Origin of the sequence: Streptomyces sp. NBC_00490, from assembly GCF_036013645.1 — a bacterium.
Taxonomy (GTDB): Bacteria; Actinomycetota; Actinomycetes; order Streptomycetales; family Streptomycetaceae; genus Streptomyces; species Streptomyces canus_F.
In genome coordinates this window covers 6271434-6289661 of the sequence record NZ_CP107869.1, presented here as the reverse complement: position 1 = coordinate 6289661, position 18228 = coordinate 6271434, and the positions used below count along the sequence as shown (strand labels likewise).

Below are 18228 nucleotides of genomic sequence, written 5' to 3'. Positions count from 1 at the left end.
GGTGCTGCGTAGGGGTGTTACCCCGCGTCACACCGGCGAATGTCAAAGCCGCGAGATCGCGTCAGATCCAGTTGAGCCGCCAGAGCCGGAAGACACCGGTGCCGTCCGAAAGATACTGGCCACCGCCGACGTCCTCGCTGGTCACCACGTACTCCTTGGCCTGCCAGAGCGGAATGACCGGAACATCCCGGGCGACGGCGTCCTGCAGCGACCGGAAGTCGTCCGTGGCGTCACCGCGGTCCTCGAACCGCTGACTGGCCTGAATCAGATCGTCGACCCGGCCGCTGCTGTAGCCGGTGCTCATGGTTGCGTCGGTGCCGACGAGCGGGCCGCCGTAGGTGTCCGGGTCGGGGTAGTCCGCGACCCAGCCGACCGCGTACGCGTCGAGCTTGCCGCCGACCCAGCGCTTCTGGAAGTCGGTCCACTCGTAACCCTTGACGGTCACCTTGAACAGACCGCTCGCCTCCAGCTGCCGCTTGATCTCCTTCGCCTCCTGGGCGGCGGAGGCGCGGCCGATGCCGTAGCCGTAGGTGAAGCGGACCGGCAGGCTCACCCCGGCCTCGGCGAGCAGGGCGCGGGCCTTCTGGGCGCTCTGTTTCGGGTAGGCGTCGAAGAACGCCGTGGTGTGGCCGGTGATGCCCGTCGGGATCAGCGAGTACAGCGGGTCCACGGTCCCCTCGTACACCGTGGCCGCCAGCCGCTCACGGTCGATCAGCCAGGCCATCGCCTGGCGGACCTTGGTGTCGCGCAGCGGCGAGGAGGCGCGGGTGTTGAGGTAGAGGTTGCGGACCTCGGAGCTGTCGGCCTCGGAGACCCGCATGGTCGGGTCGCTCGGGTTCAGCTCGGCGAGCGTCTTGGGCGGCAGCTGCCGGGTGGCGGCGTCGACCTGCTTCTTCTCCCAGGCGCTGTCGAGGGCGTCGGCGTCCTTGTAGTAGCGCAGTTCGACGGGGCGTCCGGCGTCCTTGACCGCGCCCTCGTAGCGCTCGTTGGGCGAGAGGTCCGCCTTCTTGTCCTTCGTATACGCCGTCAGCTCGTACGGGCCGGTGCCGTCCACGCCGTTGTCGGTGCGCAGGCCGTCGGCCGGGTACTTGGTGCGGTCGACGATCGAGCCGGCTCCGGTGGCCACCTTGAACGGGAAGGTGGCGTCCGGGGTGGACAGCTGGAAGGTGACGGTCAGGCCGCTCGCGGACACCGACTTGAGGGTGTCCAACAGCGCGGAGGGGCCGACGTCCGACTTGATCTTCTTGACGCGGTCGAAGGAGTACTTCACGTCCTCGCCGGTCATCGCGCGCCCGCTCGGGAAGGCGAGCCCCTCCCGCAGTGTGCACCGGTAGGTGCGCAGGTCGCCGCCGGCGAACGCACAGCTCTTCGCCGCGTCGGGCACGGGCTTCGCGCCGCCCGCGTCGAAGGTCAGCAGGGACTGGAAGACGTTGCTGAACAGGGCCCAGGACCCGGCGTCGTAGGCGCCGGCCGGGTCGAGTGACGTGACGACGTCCGACGTGCCCACCTTGATGGTCTTGCCCGAATCCTCCTGCGACGGCATCAGCTGCCAGCCGCCCACTCCGACGGCCGCCAACACCAGCAGCGTCGCGAGAATCCGTATGCGAACCGATCGCATCGGTGCCCTCCCCGGGGCCCTCTCGGCCCCCAGCGCAAGCGCCGCCTCCCCTGGCGGCGCGGCTCACCTAACCACACGCGTTTCAGCTCGCGGAAGAGGGATCTTGAGAGTTGAGAAAGTCATTGCCGCAAGGTGTTACCGCCGGGTTTCACAGGGCCCTCACAGCATCCGCCGGGAGGGGTCACCGGGCCTGCTTCTCAGGCTTGCCGCGACGCCAGTTCGATCACCGTGATGTCCGACGGGGCGCCCACCCGGGTCGGCGGCCCCCAGGCGCCGGCACCCCGGCTGACGTAGAGCTGGGTGTCGCCGTACCGTTCCAGCCCGGCGACGGTCGGGTTCGCGAGCTCGGCGACGAGGTTGCCGGGCCAGAGCTGGCCACCGTGGGTGTGGCCGGAGAGCTGGAGGTCCACGCCGTGGTCGACGGCGTCGTGGATCTGGATGGGCTGGTGGGCGAGGAGCACGCACGCGCGTGCCCTGTCGCGGTCGCCGAGCGCCTTGGTGAAGTCGGGGCCCTGGCCCTCGCTCTCGCCCGCGATGTCGTTGACGCCGGCGAGGTCGAAGTACGGCAGTTCCGTACGGTCGTTCTCCAGCGGGCGCATACCGAGCCGCCGTACCTCCCGCACCCACTGCTCGGCGCCGGAGAAGTACTCGTGGTTGCCGGTGACGAAGAACGTGCCGTGCTTCGCCCGGAGTCGGGCCAGGGGCGCCGCCGCGGGGCCGAGGTCCTTCACGCTGCCGTCCACCAGGTCGCCGACGACCGCGATCAGGTCGGGCTGCGTGGAGTTGATCGTGTCGACGACCGTCTGCGCGAAACCGCGGCCGAGGACCGGACCGAGGTGGATGTCGCTGACGACGGCGATGCGGTAACCGTGCGCCGCGCGCGGCAGCTTGGCCAGCGGCACGGTGACCCGCTTGACCTTCGGGCCGCGCAGGACGCCGTACGTGCCGTACCCGACGGTCCCGATCGCCGCGGCGGCCGCGGCACCGGCGGCGACACGGGAGACGAAGAGACGGCGGGAGGGAAGCGGCGTTCCCGCGGCGGCGTCAGGGGCGGATTCCGGCTCGGTTTCCGGGGCTTTTTCCGCGCCTGCGTCCGGGGCCGCTTCCGCGGCGGGCGGCTGCGGCCCGGCCTTGCGTGACTCCTCGGGCGGCGCGCCCGCCGGGACGGATTCCGGCTGCGGTACGGCTTCCGGCCGCGGCAGGAGGGCCTCGGCCGGCGCCCGTCGCCGGTCCCGCCGTTCGAGGAAACGTCGCAGCAGCGGCCGTACGACCTCACCCGCCACCGCACCGAGCAGCAGGTAGATCGACAGCGCGAGCCACAGGAAACCGGGCCACGCCAGCACGCGTTGCAGCCAGAAGGGCGCGCCGGTGCGCTCGCCCACGAGGGCGCCGACCGCCATCAGCCAGCCGCCGGCGATCAGCGCGGCACCCGCGCGGCGCACCCAGCCGGGGCGCTCGGTGGTGTCGCGGAACAACCGGCGCCACAGGTACCAGTTGCCCGTCACCAGGACGCCCAGGGCGAGCAGCGCGAAGACGATGACCACGGAGTCGTATCCCTCAGTTCTCTTTATGACGTCTGGCGCAGTGCGCGCACTCCACGCAACCCGATGGCCCCGACGACCGTCCCCAATACGAAGGAAACGACGGCGAGCAGCAGGTGCACCCAGAAGTACGCGGTCGGGTCGCCCGCGTCGTCGAACGCCAGCCCGCTGCCGTCCTTGACGAGATTCTTGACGAAAGTGATCCAGATGATCCAGCTCCACACCCCGAAGGCGAGCAGGAACCAGGAGACGGGGCGGCTGAGCTTCATACGCCCAGTATCTCCGCCGGGTGTCCGGTTCCGCGTCCGGGGTGGGGCGGGCGGCGGGACTTCCCAGCCCCCGGCATGTACGTTTCCGACCGTGTCCGCACCTCAGAAGACCGCCAGGCGCGCCCTGCTGGTCACTTCCGCCGCCCTGACGTCCTTCGCACTGGCCACCGCGCCCGCCTTCGCGGCCCCCGGTCCGAAGCCGTCCGCCTCGGCCTCTTCCTCGGCCAGTCCGTCGGCCACTCCCCCCGCGAAGATGTCGACCGTCGGCGGCGCCCGGCTCGGGCAGGCCGGAACGCAGGTCAATCTGGCGAGCGGGGTGCCGGTGCTGCCGAAGGACATCAGCGCGCGGTCGTGGATCGTGGCCGACGCGGAGTCCGGCGACGTGCTGGCCGCGCACAACGCGCACTGGCGGCTGGCCCCGGCGAGCACCCTGAAGATGCTGTTCGCCGACACCCTCCTGCCGAAGTTCCCCAGCACCACCGAGCACAAGGTCGTCCCCGCGGACCTGGCGGACGTCGGCGCCGGCTCCAGCATGGTCGGGATAAAGGAGGACGAGACGTACACGGTCCACGATCTGTGGCTCGGTGTCTTCCTGCGCTCGGGCAACGACGCGGTGCATGTGCTGTCCGCGATGAACGGCGGCGTGAAGAACACCGTCGCGGAGATGAACGAGCACGCCGAGGAGCTCCAGGCCCTCGACACGAACGTGGTCAGCCCGGACGGCTACGACGCCCCGAGGCAGGTGTCGAGCGCGTACGACCTGACGCTGTTCGCCCGCTCCGGGCTGCAGAAGAAGGACTTCCGCGAGTACTCCTCGACCGTCAGCGCGAAGTTCCCCGGCGAGACCAAGAAGAACAAGAAGGGCAAGAAGGTCCGCGGGTCCTTCGAGATCCAGAACACCAACCGGCTGCTGTCCGGCGACTCCGACGTCGATGTCTACCCGGGCATCGCGGGCGTGAAGAACGGCAACACCACCAACGCCGGCGCCACCTTCACCGGCGTCGTCGAGCAGGGCGGCAAGGTGCTGCTGGTCACGGTCATGAACCCGGAGAAGAACGAGCACAACGAGGTCTACAAGGAGACCGCCAAGCTCTTCGACTGGGGCTTCAAGGCCGCGGGCAAGGTCGAGCCGGTGGGTGAGCTGGTGCCGCCGAAGGGCGCGGAGGCGAGTGCCCCGGCCGGGGCGAACGACAGCGGCCAGGCGGGCGGGGCGTCCGCCTCGCCTTCGGGTCCGGCTTCCGGCAAGCCGATGGCAGCCGCCGTCGAGCACGGCTCGGGCGGCATCGGTATCGCGCTGGCGATCGCCGGTGGGGTGCTGGTGCTGCTGGCGGCGGGCGCGTTCCTCGTCAACCGCCGGTGGCCACTGCCGGATCTGGTACGTCGGCGGCACTGACGTCCGCGTCCTCCTTGCTCTGCGTCGCCGTCCAGGCGGCGCAGAACAGCACCAGCTTCGACGTGAAGTTGATCCACAGCAGCAGCGCGATGGGAACGCCGAAGGCGCCGTACATGCTCTTCGACGCCACGCCCTGCATATAGCCGCTGAGCAGCAGCTTCAGCAGTTCGAACCCGACCGCGCCGATCAGCGCCGCCACCAGCAGCCGACGGCGCGTCGGCTGGACGCCGGGCAGCAGGGTGAGGACGTAGAGCAGCAGCAGGAAGTCGGCGAGTACGGCGATCAGGAACGCGGCGGTCCGCAGCAGGACCGCGCCCCAGCCCTCCCGGTCGATGCCGATCTCGTCGCTGATCCAGCCGACCATGGCGGAGCCCACGGCGGACGCGGCGATCGTGACGAGCAGGGCGCCGCCGAGACCGAACAGCACGCCCGTGTCCTTTCCCTTGCGCAGGAGCGGGTTCCCCTCCTCGTCCGGCAGCTCCCACACCGCGCGCAGACACTCGCGCACGTTGCCGACCCAGCCGATGCCGGTGAACAGCAGGACGGCGCCGGCGATGAGGCCGATGGTGCCGGCGTTCGCGACCAGGCTCTCGATGTCCAGCTGGTCGGAGATGCCGGGCACCTGGTCGGCGAGCTTGTCCTGCAGTTCCTTCTGCTGCGCCGTGCTGAGGGTCGCGGCGGCGACCGCGGCGGCCACCGTCAGCAGGGGGAACAGAGCGATGAAGCTGATGAACGTCATCGCGGCGGCCAGCCGGGCCCACTTGACCCGGTCCAGGCGCTCGTACGACCGCCACGCGTGCGTGGCCATCAGCCGGGCCACCGCCGGCCCGACCACAGGGAGTTTCTTCAGCCAGTCCATGATCCGACTCTCCCCTCGGTGCGGAACACCCATGTGCGAGTACCCCGAAAGCGCAGGACAGTGGCGGATGCGGTGCCGATGCCGAGGAGTTCTCCGCGGACGTCTACCAAGGGGTCACCGCCAGCCCGTACATCGCGAGCCACACCAGGCCGATGAGGGCGAGGGCACGGTCGCCCAGGACGACCTCCTCGGGTTCGCCCGCCGTGCCGCGGTCGGCGAAGACGGCGTAGCGCAGGACGGCGAGGATGAAGGCGACCACGGACAGCTGACGCCAGGGCAGCACACTGCTGTGTGTGCCGCCTTCCTCCAGCGCCCACAGGCAGTACCCGAGGACGGCGACCCCCGCCGCCAACTGCCAGACGAACCGCAGGTATCCGGTGGTGTACTCGGTCAGCAACGCGCGCGTGGCGCCCGCTTCCCCGGCCATCTGCACCGCTTCCGAGTAGCGCTTGGCCGCCACCATGAACAGGGCCCCGAAGCCGGTCGTGATCAGGAACCAGCGTGACAGCGGGATGCCCAGCGCGAGCCCGCCGACCATGGCCCGCATCAGGAACCCGGTCGCGACCAGGACGAGGTCGACGACGAGGACGTGCTTAAGGCTGACGCAGTAGGCCAGTTGCATACCCAGGTAGGCGGCCAGCAGGGCCGGGACGAGGGGCGGGGTGAGCCAGACGGCTCCGGCGAGCGCGAGGGCGGCGAGGACGCCTCCGACGGCGTACGCGAGGGGCACGGGGACCCGTCCGGCGGCGACCGGGCGGTGGCGTTTGGTGGGGTGGGCGCGGTCGGCCTCGGCGTCGCGGGCGTCGTTGATCAGGTAGACGGCGGCGGCGCAGGCCGTGAACAGCGCGAAGACGAGGGCGAGTCGGGTGAGGGCGTGTGCGGTGAAGAGCTGCCCCGCCGCGGCCGGGGCGGCGATGACAAGGATGTTCTTGACCCACTGCTTGGGGCGCGCGGTCCTGACGAGGCCGCCCAGGAGGGAGCCGTCGCGGGGTGGTGGGGTGTGGCGTGGAGGCGTGCGCTGTTCCAGAAGCGCCGGGCTCTTGGAGGGCGCGCTGTCGGTGAGGGGCGCTGTCTCAGTCACACGCGCCGCCTCGCATCCAGCGCGCTCCGGCGCGTGCCGTGAGCGCTCCCAGTGCCGCGCCCGCCGCGACGTCCGAGGGGTGGTGGACTCCGACGACCAGACGTGAGAGGCACATCGCGGCGGCGAGCGGCGGGAGGGCGCGTGCCCCCAGGACGCCGAAGGCGACCGCGGCGGCGGTCGCGGAGGTCGCGTGCGAGCTCGGGAAGGAGTGTCGGCCGGCGGTGCCCACGAGGGGTTCGACGTGCGCGGGGCGCGGGCGCCGCACCACCCTTTTCACGCCCATGCTGAGGACGTGCGCGCCGGCGACGAGCGCTGTTCCGCGCAGCCAGGCGCCGCGCCGCGCACCGTCCACCGCGGCCCCCGCGAGACCCACCGCGAGCCACAGCGCCCCGTGCTCGCCGGCCCAGGACAGGCCACGCGCGGCACCGCCGACGCGCGGGTCGGCACCGCACGCCCGGAACGCCGCGAGGATGCGGTGATCCATGCCGTCGAGGGCGTCGGGACGGTCGCGGTCGTCGAATCGGTCCATGGGGAGTCACTGTTCACGTCAGCACCGCGATAACTCCGGCAATATTGAGCGACATCCCATTAATCACCCATTTCGGGGAGAGGACGAATGTCCCGGGAGGTTTAGGAATCAATCGCCCACTTAAGGGCGATACGGTCATCTATATGTCTGCCGAGACCGTTTCCGTCACGGGATGGGGCCGCACGGCACCCACCACGGCCCGCCTGATCCGCCCACGGACCTACGAGGAGGCCGCGGCCGCCGTCCGGGGCTGCGGACCCCGTGGAGGCATCGCCAGAGGCCTGGGTCGGGCGTACGGGGACGCCGCGCAGAACGCCGGCGGAGCGGTCCTCGACATGACGGGCCTGGACCGCGTCCACGTGATCGACGCCGCCGACGGCATCGTGCTGTGCGACGCGGGCGTCTCCCTGCACCGGCTGATGCGGGTGCTGCTGCCGCTGGGCTGGTTCGTACCGGTGACGCCCGGCACCCGCCAGGTCACGGTCGGCGGAGCGATCGGCGCCGACATCCACGGCAAGAACCACCACGTCTGCGGTGCCTTCTCCCGGCACGTCCTGTCCTTCGAGCTCCTCACCGCCGACGGCGAGGTCCGCACGGTGAGCCGCGGCACGCCCCTGTTCGACGCGACCACGGGCGGCATGGGTCTGACGGGCGTGGTCCTGACCGCGACGGTCCAGCTCCAGCCGGTCGAGACGGCGCTGATGTCGGTGGACACCGAACGGGCCCGGGATCTGGACGACCTGATGGCCCGTCTGTCGGCCTCCGACGACCGGTACCGCTACTCGGTCGCCTGGATCGACCTGCTCGCGCGCGGTGCGGCGACGGGGCGCGCGGTGCTGACCCGCGGCAACCACGCGCCCTTGGAGGCGCTCGGCACCCGCGCGCGCAGAGAGCCGTTGGCCCTCCGCACCTCCCGGCTCCCGGCGATGCCCGCCCACCTCCCGGAGGGCCTGCTCACCCGGACGACCGTGGGCCTGTTCAACGAGCTCTGGTACCGCAAGGCGCCACGCGCGCGTACCGGGCAGCTCCAGAGCATCTCCGCCTTCTTCCACCCCCTGGACGGCGTGCCCCACTGGAACCGCGTCTACGGCCGCGGCGGCCTCGTGCAGTACCAGTTCGTCGTCGGGTACGGCCAGGAGGAGACCCTGCGCCGGATCGTGCGCCGCGTCTCGGAGCGCCGCTGCCCCTCCTTCCTGGCCGTCCTCAAGCGCTTCGGCGACGCCGACCCGGGCTGGCTCTCCTTCCCGGTGCCCGGCTGGACGCTCGCCCTCGACATCCCGGCGGGCCTGCCGGGCCTCGGCACCCTCCTGGACGAACTGGACGAGGAGGTGGCCGCCGCCGGGGGCCGCGTCTACCTCGCCAAAGACTCCCGGCTGCGGCCCGAGCTGCTCGCGGCGATGTACCCGCGCCTCGACGACTTCCGGGCGCTGCGCGCCGAGCTGGACCCGCGCGCGGTGTTCGTCTCGGACCTGTCGCGCCGTCTCTCCCTCTAGCCATCCCGGCAACTTCCGCTCACCCCAGGCAACCTCTAGGAGCTGCTGTCGTGAAGGACGCCTTCGGCATCCCCCAGTCCCTGCTCGTCCTCGGCGGCACGTCCGAGATCGCGCTGGCCACCGCGCGCCGCCTCGTCGCCCGCCGCTGCCGCACGGTGTGGCTGGCGGGCCGCCCCTCCCCCGCGCTGGAACGGTCCGCGGCCGAGCTGCGCGCACTGGGGGCCGACGTACACACCGTCGCCTTCGACGCGCTCGCCCCCGAGTCCCACGAGACGGTCCTCGGCAAGGTCTTCGCGGAGGGCGACATCGACATGGTGCTGCTCGCCTTCGGGATCCTCGGCGACCAGGCGCACGACGAGCGCGAGCCGTCGAGCGCGGTGCGGGTCGCGCAGACCAACTACACGGGCGGGGTGTCGGCCGCGCTGGTCTCCGCGCGCGCGTTGCAGGCCCAGGGCCACGGCTCCCTGGTGGTCCTCTCCTCGGTCGCCGGCGAACGCGCCCGTCGCTCGAACTTCATCTACGGCTCCAGCAAGGCCGGCCTCGACGCCTTCACCCAGGGCCTGGGCGACGCGCTGCACGGCACCGGCGTGCACGTCATGGTCGTACGCCCCGGGTTCGTGCGGTCGAAGATGACGGCGGGCCTGCCGGAGGCACCACTGGCGACGACACCGGAGGCGGTGGCGACGGCGATCGAACTGGGTCTGCGGCGCCGCTCGGAGACGGTGTGGGTGCCGGGGGTGCTGCGCGTGGTGATGTCGGCCCTGCGGCACGTACCGCGAGAGCTGTTCCGAAGGCTGCCGATCTGAGCCCCGGCGCGGTGGACGCGCCCCTTCAGGGGCGCGGGAAACTGCGCGACTCCGCGGGCGCCGAGCCCTGCGGCGGCACGACGGCTCCCCCGAAGGCGTACGTGCGCAGCTTGCGCCACACTCCGTCGGCGCCCTGCTCATACAGAGCGAAGCCCGTGCAGGGCCACTCGGCGGTGAAGTCACCGAGCTCTTCGTAGGCCCGGTCCATCGCCTCGTCGTCGATGCCGTGGGCGACGGTCACATGCGGGTGGTACGGGAACTGCAGCTCACGCGCCACCGGCCCGGACGCGTCACGCACCTGCTTCTGCAGCCAGGTGCAGGCCTCGGCGCCCTCCGCGACCTGGACGAACACCACCGGCGACACGGGCCGGAAGGTACCCGTGCCGGACAGCTTCATCGGGAACGGCCGGCCCGCCGCGGCGACCTCGGTCAGATGCGCCTCGATGGCCGGGAGCGCGGTGTCCTCGACCTCGGTCGGCGGCACCAGCGTGACATGCGTGGGGATACCGTGAGCCGCGGCGTCACCGAAGCCCGCGCGCAGCTGTTGGAGCAGGCTGCCGTGAGGCTCCGGGACCGCGATCGACACGCCGATCGTTACGGTCCCCACGTCGTCTCCCTGTCTTCCTGTCGGGTTCGTCCCGGCCGTACGGCTATCGACTGTACGGCCACGGCTGTGTTGTGGGCAGGCGCAACCGTAGTGATGTGCAGCGCTCTGTCCAGTGGTACGTGTGTGCGGGCCTACGCCTCAGTGCTTGGCGGGCAGAAAGCCGACCCGGTCATAGGCCTGTGCCAGCGTCTCCGCGGCCACCGCGCGCGCCTTCTCGGCACCCTTGGCCAGGATCGAGTCCAGCGTCTCCGGGTCGTCCAGATACTGCTGGGTGCGCTCCCGGAACGGCGTCACGAACTCGACCATGACCTCGGCGAGGTCCGTCTTGAGCGCACCGTAGCCCTTGCCCTCGTACTTCTGCTCCAGTTCCGCGATTCCCGTACCCGTCAGGGTCGAGTAGATGCCGAGCAGGTTGCTGACACCGGGCTTGTTCTCGGCGTCGAAGCGGATGACGGTGTCGGTGTCGGTGACCGCGCTCTTGACCTTCTTGGCGGTGGTCTTCGGCTCGTCGAGGAGGTTGATCAGGCCCTTCGGCGTGGACGCCGACTTGCTCATCTTGATCGACGGGTCCTGAAGGTCGTAGATCTTCGCCGTCTCCTTGAGGATGTACGGCTTCGGAAGCGTGAAGGTCTCGCCGAAACGGCCGTTGAAGCGCGTGGCGAGGTCGCGGGTGAGCTCGATGTGCTGGCGCTGGTCCTCGCCGACCGGGACCTCGTTGGCCTGGTAGAGCAGGATGTCCGCGACCTGGAGGATCGGGTAGGTGAAGAGGCCGACGGAGGCCCGCTCCGCGCCCTGCTTGGCGGACTTGTCCTTGAACTGGGTCATACGGGAGGCCTCACCGAAGCCGGTGAAGCAGTTCATGACCCAGGCGAGCTGGGCGTGCTCGGGGACATGGCTCTGGACGAACAGCGTGCAGCGCTCGGGGTCGAGGCCGGCGGCCAGCAGCTGGGCGGCGGCCAGGCGGGTGTTCGCCCGCAGCTCCGCCGGGTCCTGCGGAATCGTGATCGCGTGCAGGTCGACGACCATGTAGAACGCGTCGTGGGACTCCTGCAGGGCCACCCACTGGCGGACGGCGCCGAGGTAGTTGCCGAGGTGGAACGAGCCTGCGGTGGGCTGGATTCCGGAGAGCACGCGGGGACGATCAGAGGCCATGCTCACCATTCTCTCAGGTGTCGGCCCCCGATCCGGGACCGGTCGGAAACAGATGGGAACCGATCCGTCTCCTGCGGTGTAACAAGGGTGTGAGAACGCGGGAGGGGGGCCGCATCGTCGATGAGGCCGCGGTGATCGCACGGGTACGCGCCGGGGAGCCGGAGGCGTACGCGGAGCTGGTGCGCGCCCACACGGGCATCGCGCTGCGGGCGGCCGCGGCACTGGGGGCGGGTGCGGACGCGGAGGACGTGGTGCAGCAGGCCTTCGTCAAGGCGTACTGCGCGCTGGGCCGGTTCAAGGACGGCGCGTCGTTCAGGCCGTGGCTGCTGTCGATCGTGACCAATGAGACGAGGAACACAGTGCGTACGGCGGCCCGCCAGCGCACGCTCGCCGGCCGCGAGGCGGCGTTCGTGGAGGCCGAGCCGCTGATACCGGAAGCGGCGGACCCGGCGGTGGCGACCCTGGAGACGGAGCGCCGCGCGGCCCTGCTGTCCGCCCTGGAGAAGCTGAGCGAGGAGCATCGCCTGGTCGTCACCTACCGCTATCTGCTGGAGATGGACGAGTCCGAGACCGCCCAGGCGCTGGGCTGGCCCCGGGGCACGGTGAAGTCCCGGCTGAACCGCGCGCTGCGGAAACTGAGTCGGCTGCTGCCGGATTTCAAGCCTCGGGAAGGGGGTGATGAGCGTGAGTGAGAGGCGAGAGCCGTACGGCGGTGAGGGCGGCCGCGGGCCCGAGGGCGCCGGTGGCCGGGGTCCGGGTCCGTGGGGACGTGGCCGTGGGCGGGCGTCGCGGGGCGGTGATTCCCGGCTGCCGGAGGAGCTGCGGGCGCTGGGCAGGTCACTGGACGCGCCCGGGGGCGACGAGGGCGGCGGACCCGTCGGCTCCGAGACCATGGTCGAGCGGGTGCTCGGGCAGATACTCGCCGAGCAGGTGCCGGTCCCGGTGGCCGAGCCGCCACCCGTCCGTGAGCGGCTCACCGCGGTCCGGCGCTGGACGCGGATGCGGTGGCGCTCCCTGAGCGCGGCGCTGTGCGGCCTGCTGACGGTGCTCGTGCTCACCCCGCCGGTGCGGGCCGCGGTCTACGACTGGTTCGGCTTCGCCGGGGTCGAGGTGCGGTACGACCCGTCGGCGACGCCCTCGCCCGGCGCCGAGGTGCCCGGCTGCGGCCGCTCGGTGTCCCTCGCGCAGGCCGAGCGGCGGGCCGGGTTCGCGCCGCTGGTTCCGGACACGCTCGGCAGCCCGGACGCGGTGACGGTGACCGCGGAGCCGCGGGGGCGGACCGTGGTCGCCCTGTGCTGGCGTGAGCGGGGGAGGACGATCCGGCTGGACCAGTTCGCGGCCGGACTGGACATCGCCTTCACCAAGACCGTGCGCGAGCAGCCGGAGTGGATCTCCCTGGGCGCCGACCCCGAGGATTTCGGCGGGGCGAACGACACGGCTCTGTGGTTTCCGCGCCCCCACCTGCTGAGCTTCTGGCTGGTGGACGCGGGCGGGGAGCGATACACCCGCACCGAGCGGACCGCCGGGCCGACCCTGTTGTGGAGCCATGGGACGGGCACCGAGGACGTGACGCTGCGGCTGGAGGGCGTGGCGTCACGGACGCGGGCGGTGGAGATCGCGAAGTCGCTGGAGAAGTCCCCGAAATAGTGCGGTCGGGGTGGGAACCCCGGCGGGCCGGGCGGTGTACCAGAAGTGACACACGGCTCGCAGAGACGGGGGCGGGCCGTACCGCAGCGGCTGGTAGGGGGTTCTGATGCACAGGCGGACGAGCGGTTGGAGGGGTGGGCGGCGTCGACTCGGGGCGCTGGCAGGGGCGGTGGCGGCCGCGCTCGGACTGGCCCTGTGGGGCGCCGGGCCCGCTTCGGCCGGTGGGCCGACGAGCGTGCTGATCGTCTCGCCGGAGAGTACGGAGACGGCCTCGCTCTACCACTCCGACACGAAGTACGGCGAGTTGCAGCGGCTTCTCGGCGAACCGGGCGCGGGCACGGCGGACAAGCCGCCCGAGGCCGACCTGGCCGCCAGCCCACAGATCAATGTCACCTGGATGCTGCACGACGTGACGCCGTGGCGGGTCGACCGGGTCCATCCGGCGGTGGACTCCGCGGCGGTCTGGATACACACGGCGGCGAATCTGGACGCGTCGACGAACGGCACCTGGCACCGCGCCGAACAGCCGGCCGTCCTCCGCGGGCTCCTCGAGAAGCTGGGCGTGATGGGCGAGGCCGCCGACGGTGACTACTCGGTGGATTACCCACCGCCCTGGGACATGTACGGCACGGAGCCGACCAAGGCCACCGAGTCGGCGCCCGCGGCGGCCCCGGCCCAGCGGCCCGGATCGGGAGACGGCGCCGACTGGTGGTGGGCGCTGCCGGGCCTCGCGGCCGGGGCGGTGCTGGCGCTGGTGCTGCGGCCTTTCGCCACGCGGCTGCCGGAGGTGCCGGCGCTGCGACGGCGGAGGGTGCGGGAGCCGGGGCCTCGGCAGGAACTGCGGGATGTGTGAGGGCTTGCTTCCGGGGTCCCGGGGGTGGGGCCGGTCGTCGGGGTCGCGACCGGGGTCGACGGGGGCCGCTGAAACGCCGCGCGGCGGGCCGGCAGGGAGCCGGACCGCCGCGGGAGGAGCCACGTCAGGAACTCGTCGAGCTGATCGATCTGACTGATCCGACCGATCCGTGAGAGTCGCCGGTCTTTGACAACTCAAAAGAGCGTTGGTCAGCCCAGGTCGATCTCGGGGTAGAGCGGGAAGCCGGCCACGAGGTCGGTGGCGCGGTGGGAGATCTCCTCCGCGACCTTGGCGTCGAGGATGTGGGCCGCCTTGGAGGGGGCGCCCGACTTGGTGGTGCCCGGCTCGGTGGTGGTCAGGACACGGTCGATGAGGCCGGCGACCTCGTCCATCTCGGCGGTGCCCAGACCACGGGTGGTGAGGGCGGGGGTGCCGATGCGGATGCCGGAGGTGTACCAGGCGCCGTTGGGGTCGGCCGGGATCGCGTTGCGATTGGTGACGATGCCGGAGTCGAGGAGGGCGGCCTCGGCCTGGCGGCCGGTGAGGCCGTAGGAGGAGGCGACGTCGATCAGGTTGAGGTGGTTGTCGGTGCCGCCGGTGACGAGGGTGGCGCCGCGTCGCATCAGACCCTCGGCGAGGGCGCGGGAGTTGTCGACGATGCGCTGGGCGTAGTCCTGGAAGGAGGGCTGGCGGGCCTCGGCCAGCGCCACCGCCTTCGCGGCCATGACGTGCGGGAGCGGGCCGCCGAGGACCATCGGGCAGCCGCGGTCGACCTGGTCCTTGAGGGAGTCGTCGCACAGGACCATGCCGCCGCGCGGGCCGCGCAGCGACTTGTGGGTGGTGGTGGTGACGATCTGGGCGTGCGGGACCGGGTCGAAGTCGCCGGTCAGCACCTTGCCCGCCACCAGGCCGGCGAAGTGCGCCATGTCCACCATCAGGGTCGCCCCGACCTCGTCGGCGATCTCGCGCATGATGCGGAAGTTCACCAGCCGGGGGTAGGCGGAGTAGCCGGCGACGATGATGAGCGGCTTGAACTCACGGGCGGACACCCGCAGCGCCTCGTAGTCGATCAGCCCGGTGGCCGGGTCCGTGCCGTAGGAGCGCTGGTCGAACATCTTGCCGGAGATGTTGGGGCGGAAGCCGTGGGTGAGGTGGCCGCCGGCGTCCAGGGACATGCCGAGCATGCGCTGGTTGCCGAAGGCCTGACGGAGTTCGGCCCAGTCGGCGTCGGTGAGGTCGTTGACCTGGCGGGCGCCCGCCTTCGCCAGGAAGGGGACCTCGACGCGGTCGGCGAGGACGGACCAGAAGGCGACGAGGTTGGCGTCGATGCCGGAGTGCGGCTGGACGTAGGCGTGGCGGGCGCCGAAGAGCTCCCTGGCGTGCTCGGCGGCGAGCGACTCCACGGTGTCGACGTTGCGGCAGCCGGCGTAGAAGCGGCGGCCGATGGTGCCCTCGGCGTACTTGTCGCTGAACCAGTTGCCCATCGCGAGGAGGGTGGCCGGGGAGGCGTAGTTCTCGGAGGCGATCAGCTTGAGCATCTCGCGCTGATCGTGGACCTCCTGGCCGATGGCGTCGGCGACGCGCGGCTCGACGGCACGGATCACGTCGAGGGCGGCGCGGAAGGCGGTGGACTCGGTGGAGAGGGGCTGCTGGTCCGACATGTGCGGCCTCCGGATGGCGTGGCGGTTGCGGTCACGATTCACGGTTCGGCCCAGGCGCACGGCACTCGGTCACACACGGGCCGCTCCCCGATGGTCCGTCCCATCCCAGCGCGCCAGTCACGGCCCGTCGGCCACCCTACCGGCCGGCCCGGACGCGGGAGGGCCCGCGTCCACCATGCGAGCGAGGAATCACCCTGCTCCGGGCCCCTGCGGCAGGCCGGGTCAGGACGGCTTGCGGCCCCAGGCGAGGACCATGAAGTTGGGGATGTAGGTGCTTCCCTGGAGCTTCGTCAGGGTGATCACCTCCTCGATGTCCGCGTCGCTCACCTCGCCCGTCTCCAGGAGCCGTGGCCGCAGGGATCGCAGGGTGAGAGGGAAGAAGGCCGCGGAGCCGCCGGTCAGGACGGGCGCGTAGACCTCCGCCCCGACCTCGGTCAGCCCGGCGTCCGTCAGGGCCTGCGGCAGGCGTCGGCCGGTGCCGGGGTCCACCCCCGCGGCGCCGAAGGCGGCCCGCAGCGCGCGTCCGAGGCGTTCGGCCACCTCCATGTACTGAGGCGGGTAGTAGCGGGCGGCGGCCGGGTACATCGGCCCGTCGATGTCGAAGTCCTCCACGACCACCCAGCCTCCGGGCCGGGTCGCGGCGACCATGCGCCGCAGCGCCTCGTCACGGTCGGAGAGGTGTTCCACCACGGCCCGTGCGTGCACGAGGTCGAAGGGGGCGTCGGGGAGCCGGTCCGCGAGGATGTCGTGCCGGCGCACCTCCAGGTTGGACAAGGTGTGGGCCGCGGCGAAGCGTGTGTCGAGGTCGACGGCGAGCACCCGCCCCGCGGCGCCGACCTGCCGGGCCAGCCAGCGGGCGATGCTGCCGGCGCCGCAGCCCACCTCCAGACATCGCCAGCCCTCGGCGACTCCCAGCTCGGTGAGCCGGTGCCGGCTCTGGCTGTCGTAGATCTCCTCCAGCGCGCTGAGCCGGCTGTGCTCGCGCTCCCAGGACGGGTCGAAGACGTATCCGTTCTCCACCGTGGCCGTGTCGCTCACCGATCGCCCCTCTCCGTTCGTCACGGGTCGATCATTCTGTCGCGTCAGAGGATCACGTGGGGCAGGAAGCGCGCGTATGCGTCAGTCACCGGTCCGGACGACTCGCGGATGCCGAGGCCCGCGGACTCGTTCTCGACGACCCAGGCGCCGAGGACGACACGGTTGCCGTCGAAGTCCGGCAGGAGGGACAACTCCTGGTAGCAGCAGGGTTCTTCGCGCTCAACGGGCACGGCGCCGGGTTCGTGGATCGTCACGCCGGCGCCCTCGCGGCCCAGCAGGGGCTTGGCGACGTACCCCTGGGAATCGGCCAACTCCCGTGGCCCGTCCAGGTATGCGGGGAGGAGGTTGGGGTGGCCCGGGTACAGCTCCCAGAGGATCGCCAGGAGCGCCTTGTTGCTCAGCAGCATCTTCCAGGCGGGCTCGATCCACAGGGTGCTGCCCGTGCCGCCGCCGTTGTCGAGGGTGTCGAGGACGTGGTCGGCGAAGCGGTCGGTGGTCAGCCACTCCCAGGGGTAGAGCTTGAAGCAGCTGCGGATGAACCGGAGTTGCTTGTCGACGAAGCGGCTGGACAGGGGGTCCCAGCCGATCTCCTCCATGGAGATCCAGGCGGTGTCCAGGCCGGCCTGCTCGGCGGTCTCCTGGAGATAGGCGACCGTCATGAGGTCCTCGCCGAGTTCGTCGGCCGAGGAGTACGCGAAGTACAGGGGGCTGCCGGGCGGGAGCAGCGTGGCCTGTTTCTTCCACGCGGCGATGAGGCGCTCGTGGAGGGAGTTCCACTGGTCGGCGCCGGGGAAGCGCTCCTCCATCCAGAACCACTGGGGGGAGGCGGCCTCGACGAGGGAGGTGGGGGTGTCGGCGTTGTACTCCAGGAGCTTGGCCGGGCCGGTGCCGTCGTAGCGGAGGTCGAAGCGGCCGTAGACGGAAGGGAGTTCGGCGCGGCGGCGCCAGGCCTCGGCGACCGCGCCCGCGACGCGCGGGTCGGTGATACCGAGATCGGCGAAGCGGCCGGTCGTGACGATGTGGTCCGCCGCCCGCAGGCACATGAGGTGGAGTTCCTCGACGACCTCCTCCAGCGCCTCGACCTCGTCGAGGGAGAAGACGTAGTACGCGCTCTCGTCCCAGTAGGGGCGCAGCGAGTCGTCGGGGTAGCGGGTGAGGGGATAGATGAGCCCCTGTTCCTCGACGGTCCGCTGCCAGCCGGGGCGGGGTTCGGTGGTGCGGCGTTCCATGGTCTGCGTCCGCTCGTCGTCCGGCGGCCGCTCAGCCGCCGCCGCTGCCGCCGCTGGAGCAGCCGAAGCCGCCGCGGTCCACGGCCTCGCTCTTGCTGAAGGTGCCGTAGTCGGCGTGGCCGGAGCTGACGTCGGCGTCGTAGTACCAGGCGGCGTCGACGGTGCCGGTCCTGCCGGTCTTCTTCTTGCCGTTCTTGCCGTACGAGGAGGAACTGGAGCTGCCGGAGTCGCAGTTCTTGTCGGCGACGACCTTGTAGCCCTCGTAGGTGTAGCTGTCGCGGTCGACGCAGCGGCGGTCGGGTTCCGAGCCGCAGGACGTGAGTGCCGCCGCGACGACTCCCATGCCGCCGAGCACGACCGTGCTCGAGCGCAGCCGCCGCCGTGTCTCCGCCATTTTCGCGTCTCCCCGTTGTTCGTCGCCGGTGGTTCGGCTCTGGGTTGTCCGGCGGTCA

General features: G+C 71.3%; 18 protein-coding genes, 1 pseudogene and 1 riboswitch. Of the genes and pseudogenes, 6 read left to right on the top strand and 13 right to left on the bottom strand.

The features are described 5' to 3' along the window. Nucleotides 1-61: 61 nt before the first annotated feature. The 3 genes from OG381_RS28740 to OG381_RS28730 all read right to left on the bottom strand — a co-directional run bounded on the left by OG381_RS28740 (nucleotide 62) and on the right by OG381_RS28730 (nucleotide 3428). Nucleotides 62-1618 (bottom strand): ABC transporter substrate-binding protein, encoded by a 1557-nt coding sequence (locus OG381_RS28740; protein WP_327718973.1) that lies wholly within the window; start codon nucleotides 1616-1618, stop codon nucleotides 62-64. Between the two features lie 197 nt (nucleotides 1619-1815). Further along, entirely contained in the window at nucleotides 1816-3162 is a 1347-nt protein-coding gene (locus OG381_RS28735; RefSeq protein ID WP_327718972.1) for a metallophosphoesterase, read from the bottom strand. 23 nt (nucleotides 3163-3185) lie between these two features. After that, nucleotides 3186-3428: an SCO4848 family membrane protein gene (locus OG381_RS28730; RefSeq protein WP_266888822.1), complete on the bottom strand. Its 243-nt coding sequence runs from the start codon at nucleotides 3426-3428 to the stop codon at nucleotides 3186-3188. A gap of 91 nt (nucleotides 3429-3519) precedes the next feature. Here OG381_RS28730 and OG381_RS28725 point away from each other — a divergent pair, with 91 nt between their 5' ends. Further along, complete coding sequence (locus OG381_RS28725; RefSeq protein ID WP_327718971.1) at nucleotides 3520-4821, top strand: D-alanyl-D-alanine carboxypeptidase family protein; 1302 nt, start codon at nucleotides 3520-3522, stop codon at nucleotides 4819-4821. Here OG381_RS28725 and OG381_RS28720 read toward each other — a convergent pair. The 4 genes and pseudogenes from OG381_RS28720 to OG381_RS28710 all read right to left on the bottom strand — a co-directional run bounded on the left by OG381_RS28720 (nucleotide 4775) and on the right by OG381_RS28710 (nucleotide 7290). Then, a complete protein-coding gene (locus tag OG381_RS28720) occupies nucleotides 4775-5680 on the bottom strand; it encodes a YihY/virulence factor BrkB family protein (RefSeq protein ID WP_327718970.1) in 906 nt (301 codons plus the stop codon). The two genes, OG381_RS28725 and OG381_RS28720, sit on opposite strands and share 47 nt — an antisense overlap. After that, a pseudogene (locus OG381_RS49675) lies at nucleotides 5668-5760 on the bottom strand (GtrA family protein); the annotation flags it as partial. The pseudogene OG381_RS49675 and the gene OG381_RS28720, both read right to left, overlap by 13 nt. A gap of 23 nt (nucleotides 5761-5783) precedes the next feature. Next, nucleotides 5784-6761, bottom strand: a complete 978-nt coding sequence (locus OG381_RS28715) for a decaprenyl-phosphate phosphoribosyltransferase (protein ID WP_327718968.1) — start codon at nucleotides 6759-6761, stop codon at nucleotides 5784-5786. After that, nucleotides 6754-7290, bottom strand: coding sequence for a phosphatase PAP2 family protein (locus tag OG381_RS28710; protein ID WP_327718967.1), 537 nt, complete (start codon nucleotides 7288-7290; stop codon nucleotides 6754-6756). The genes OG381_RS28715 and OG381_RS28710 overlap by 8 nt, the downstream gene beginning before the upstream one ends. 143 nt (nucleotides 7291-7433) lie before the next feature. Here OG381_RS28710 and OG381_RS28705 point away from each other — a divergent pair, with 143 nt between their 5' ends. Both OG381_RS28705 and OG381_RS28700 read left to right on the top strand, forming a co-directional pair. Beyond that, nucleotides 7434-8783 (top strand): FAD-binding oxidoreductase, encoded by a 1350-nt coding sequence (locus OG381_RS28705; protein WP_327718966.1) that lies wholly within the window; start codon nucleotides 7434-7436, stop codon nucleotides 8781-8783. Nucleotides 8784-8833: 50 nt separating this feature from the next. Then, a complete protein-coding gene (locus OG381_RS28700; protein WP_327718965.1) occupies nucleotides 8834-9589 on the top strand; it encodes a decaprenylphospho-beta-D-erythro-pentofuranosid-2-ulose 2-reductase in 756 nt (251 codons plus the stop codon). A 25-nt stretch (nucleotides 9590-9614) separates the two neighbouring features. Here OG381_RS28700 and OG381_RS28695 read toward each other — a convergent pair whose 3' ends face one another. Both OG381_RS28695 and trpS read right to left on the bottom strand, forming a co-directional pair. Further along, the gene (locus tag OG381_RS28695) at nucleotides 9615-10196 is read right to left on the bottom strand and encodes a 2'-5' RNA ligase family protein (protein WP_327718964.1); all 582 of its coding nucleotides are present in this window, start codon (nucleotides 10194-10196) and stop codon (nucleotides 9615-9617) included. Nucleotides 10197-10334: 138 nt separating this feature from the next. Beyond that, nucleotides 10335-11348 (bottom strand): tryptophan--tRNA ligase, encoded by a 1014-nt coding sequence (trpS, locus tag OG381_RS28690; RefSeq protein ID WP_307026832.1) that lies wholly within the window; start codon nucleotides 11346-11348, stop codon nucleotides 10335-10337. A 131-nt stretch (nucleotides 11349-11479) separates the two neighbouring features. On the opposite strand from trpS, the gene OG381_RS28685 reads away from it, so the two are divergent. The 3 genes from OG381_RS28685 to OG381_RS28675 all read left to right on the top strand — a co-directional run bounded on the left by OG381_RS28685 (nucleotide 11480) and on the right by OG381_RS28675 (nucleotide 13848). Next, complete coding sequence (locus tag OG381_RS28685) at nucleotides 11480-12040, top strand: RNA polymerase sigma factor (RefSeq protein ID WP_327718963.1); 561 nt, start codon at nucleotides 11480-11482, stop codon at nucleotides 12038-12040. Next, a complete protein-coding gene (locus OG381_RS28680) occupies nucleotides 12027-12995 on the top strand; it encodes a hypothetical protein (RefSeq protein ID WP_327718962.1) in 969 nt (322 codons plus the stop codon). The genes OG381_RS28685 and OG381_RS28680 overlap by 14 nt, the downstream gene beginning before the upstream one ends. Before the next feature lie 106 nt (nucleotides 12996-13101). Continuing rightward, nucleotides 13102-13848 (top strand): hypothetical protein, encoded by a 747-nt coding sequence (locus OG381_RS28675; protein WP_327718961.1) that lies wholly within the window; start codon nucleotides 13102-13104, stop codon nucleotides 13846-13848. Between the two features lie 209 nt (nucleotides 13849-14057). Here the strand turns inward: OG381_RS28675 and OG381_RS28670 are convergent, their stop codons facing one another. The 4 genes from OG381_RS28670 to OG381_RS28655 all read right to left on the bottom strand — a co-directional run bounded on the left by OG381_RS28670 (nucleotide 14058) and on the right by OG381_RS28655 (nucleotide 18170). Then, nucleotides 14058-15509 carry a glycine hydroxymethyltransferase gene (locus OG381_RS28670; RefSeq protein ID WP_327718959.1) on the bottom strand — a complete coding sequence of 484 codons (1452 nt, stop codon included), beginning with the start codon at nucleotides 15507-15509 and terminating at the stop codon, nucleotides 14058-14060. Nucleotides 15510-15550: 41 nt separating this feature from the next. Next, nucleotides 15551-15640: riboswitch (ZMP/ZTP riboswitch) on the bottom strand. 91 nt (nucleotides 15641-15731) lie between these two features. After that, nucleotides 15732-16547 carry a methyltransferase domain-containing protein gene (locus tag OG381_RS28665; RefSeq protein WP_327718958.1) on the bottom strand — a complete coding sequence of 272 codons (816 nt, stop codon included), beginning with the start codon at nucleotides 16545-16547 and terminating at the stop codon, nucleotides 15732-15734. A 44-nt stretch (nucleotides 16548-16591) separates the two neighbouring features. Continuing rightward, nucleotides 16592-17776 carry a glutathionylspermidine synthase family protein gene (locus OG381_RS28660; protein ID WP_327718957.1) on the bottom strand — a complete coding sequence of 395 codons (1185 nt, stop codon included), beginning with the start codon at nucleotides 17774-17776 and terminating at the stop codon, nucleotides 16592-16594. Between the two features lie 31 nt (nucleotides 17777-17807). Next, nucleotides 17808-18170 (bottom strand): hypothetical protein, encoded by a 363-nt coding sequence (locus tag OG381_RS28655; RefSeq protein ID WP_327718956.1) that lies wholly within the window; start codon nucleotides 18168-18170, stop codon nucleotides 17808-17810. Nucleotides 18171-18228 lie beyond the last annotated feature (58 nt).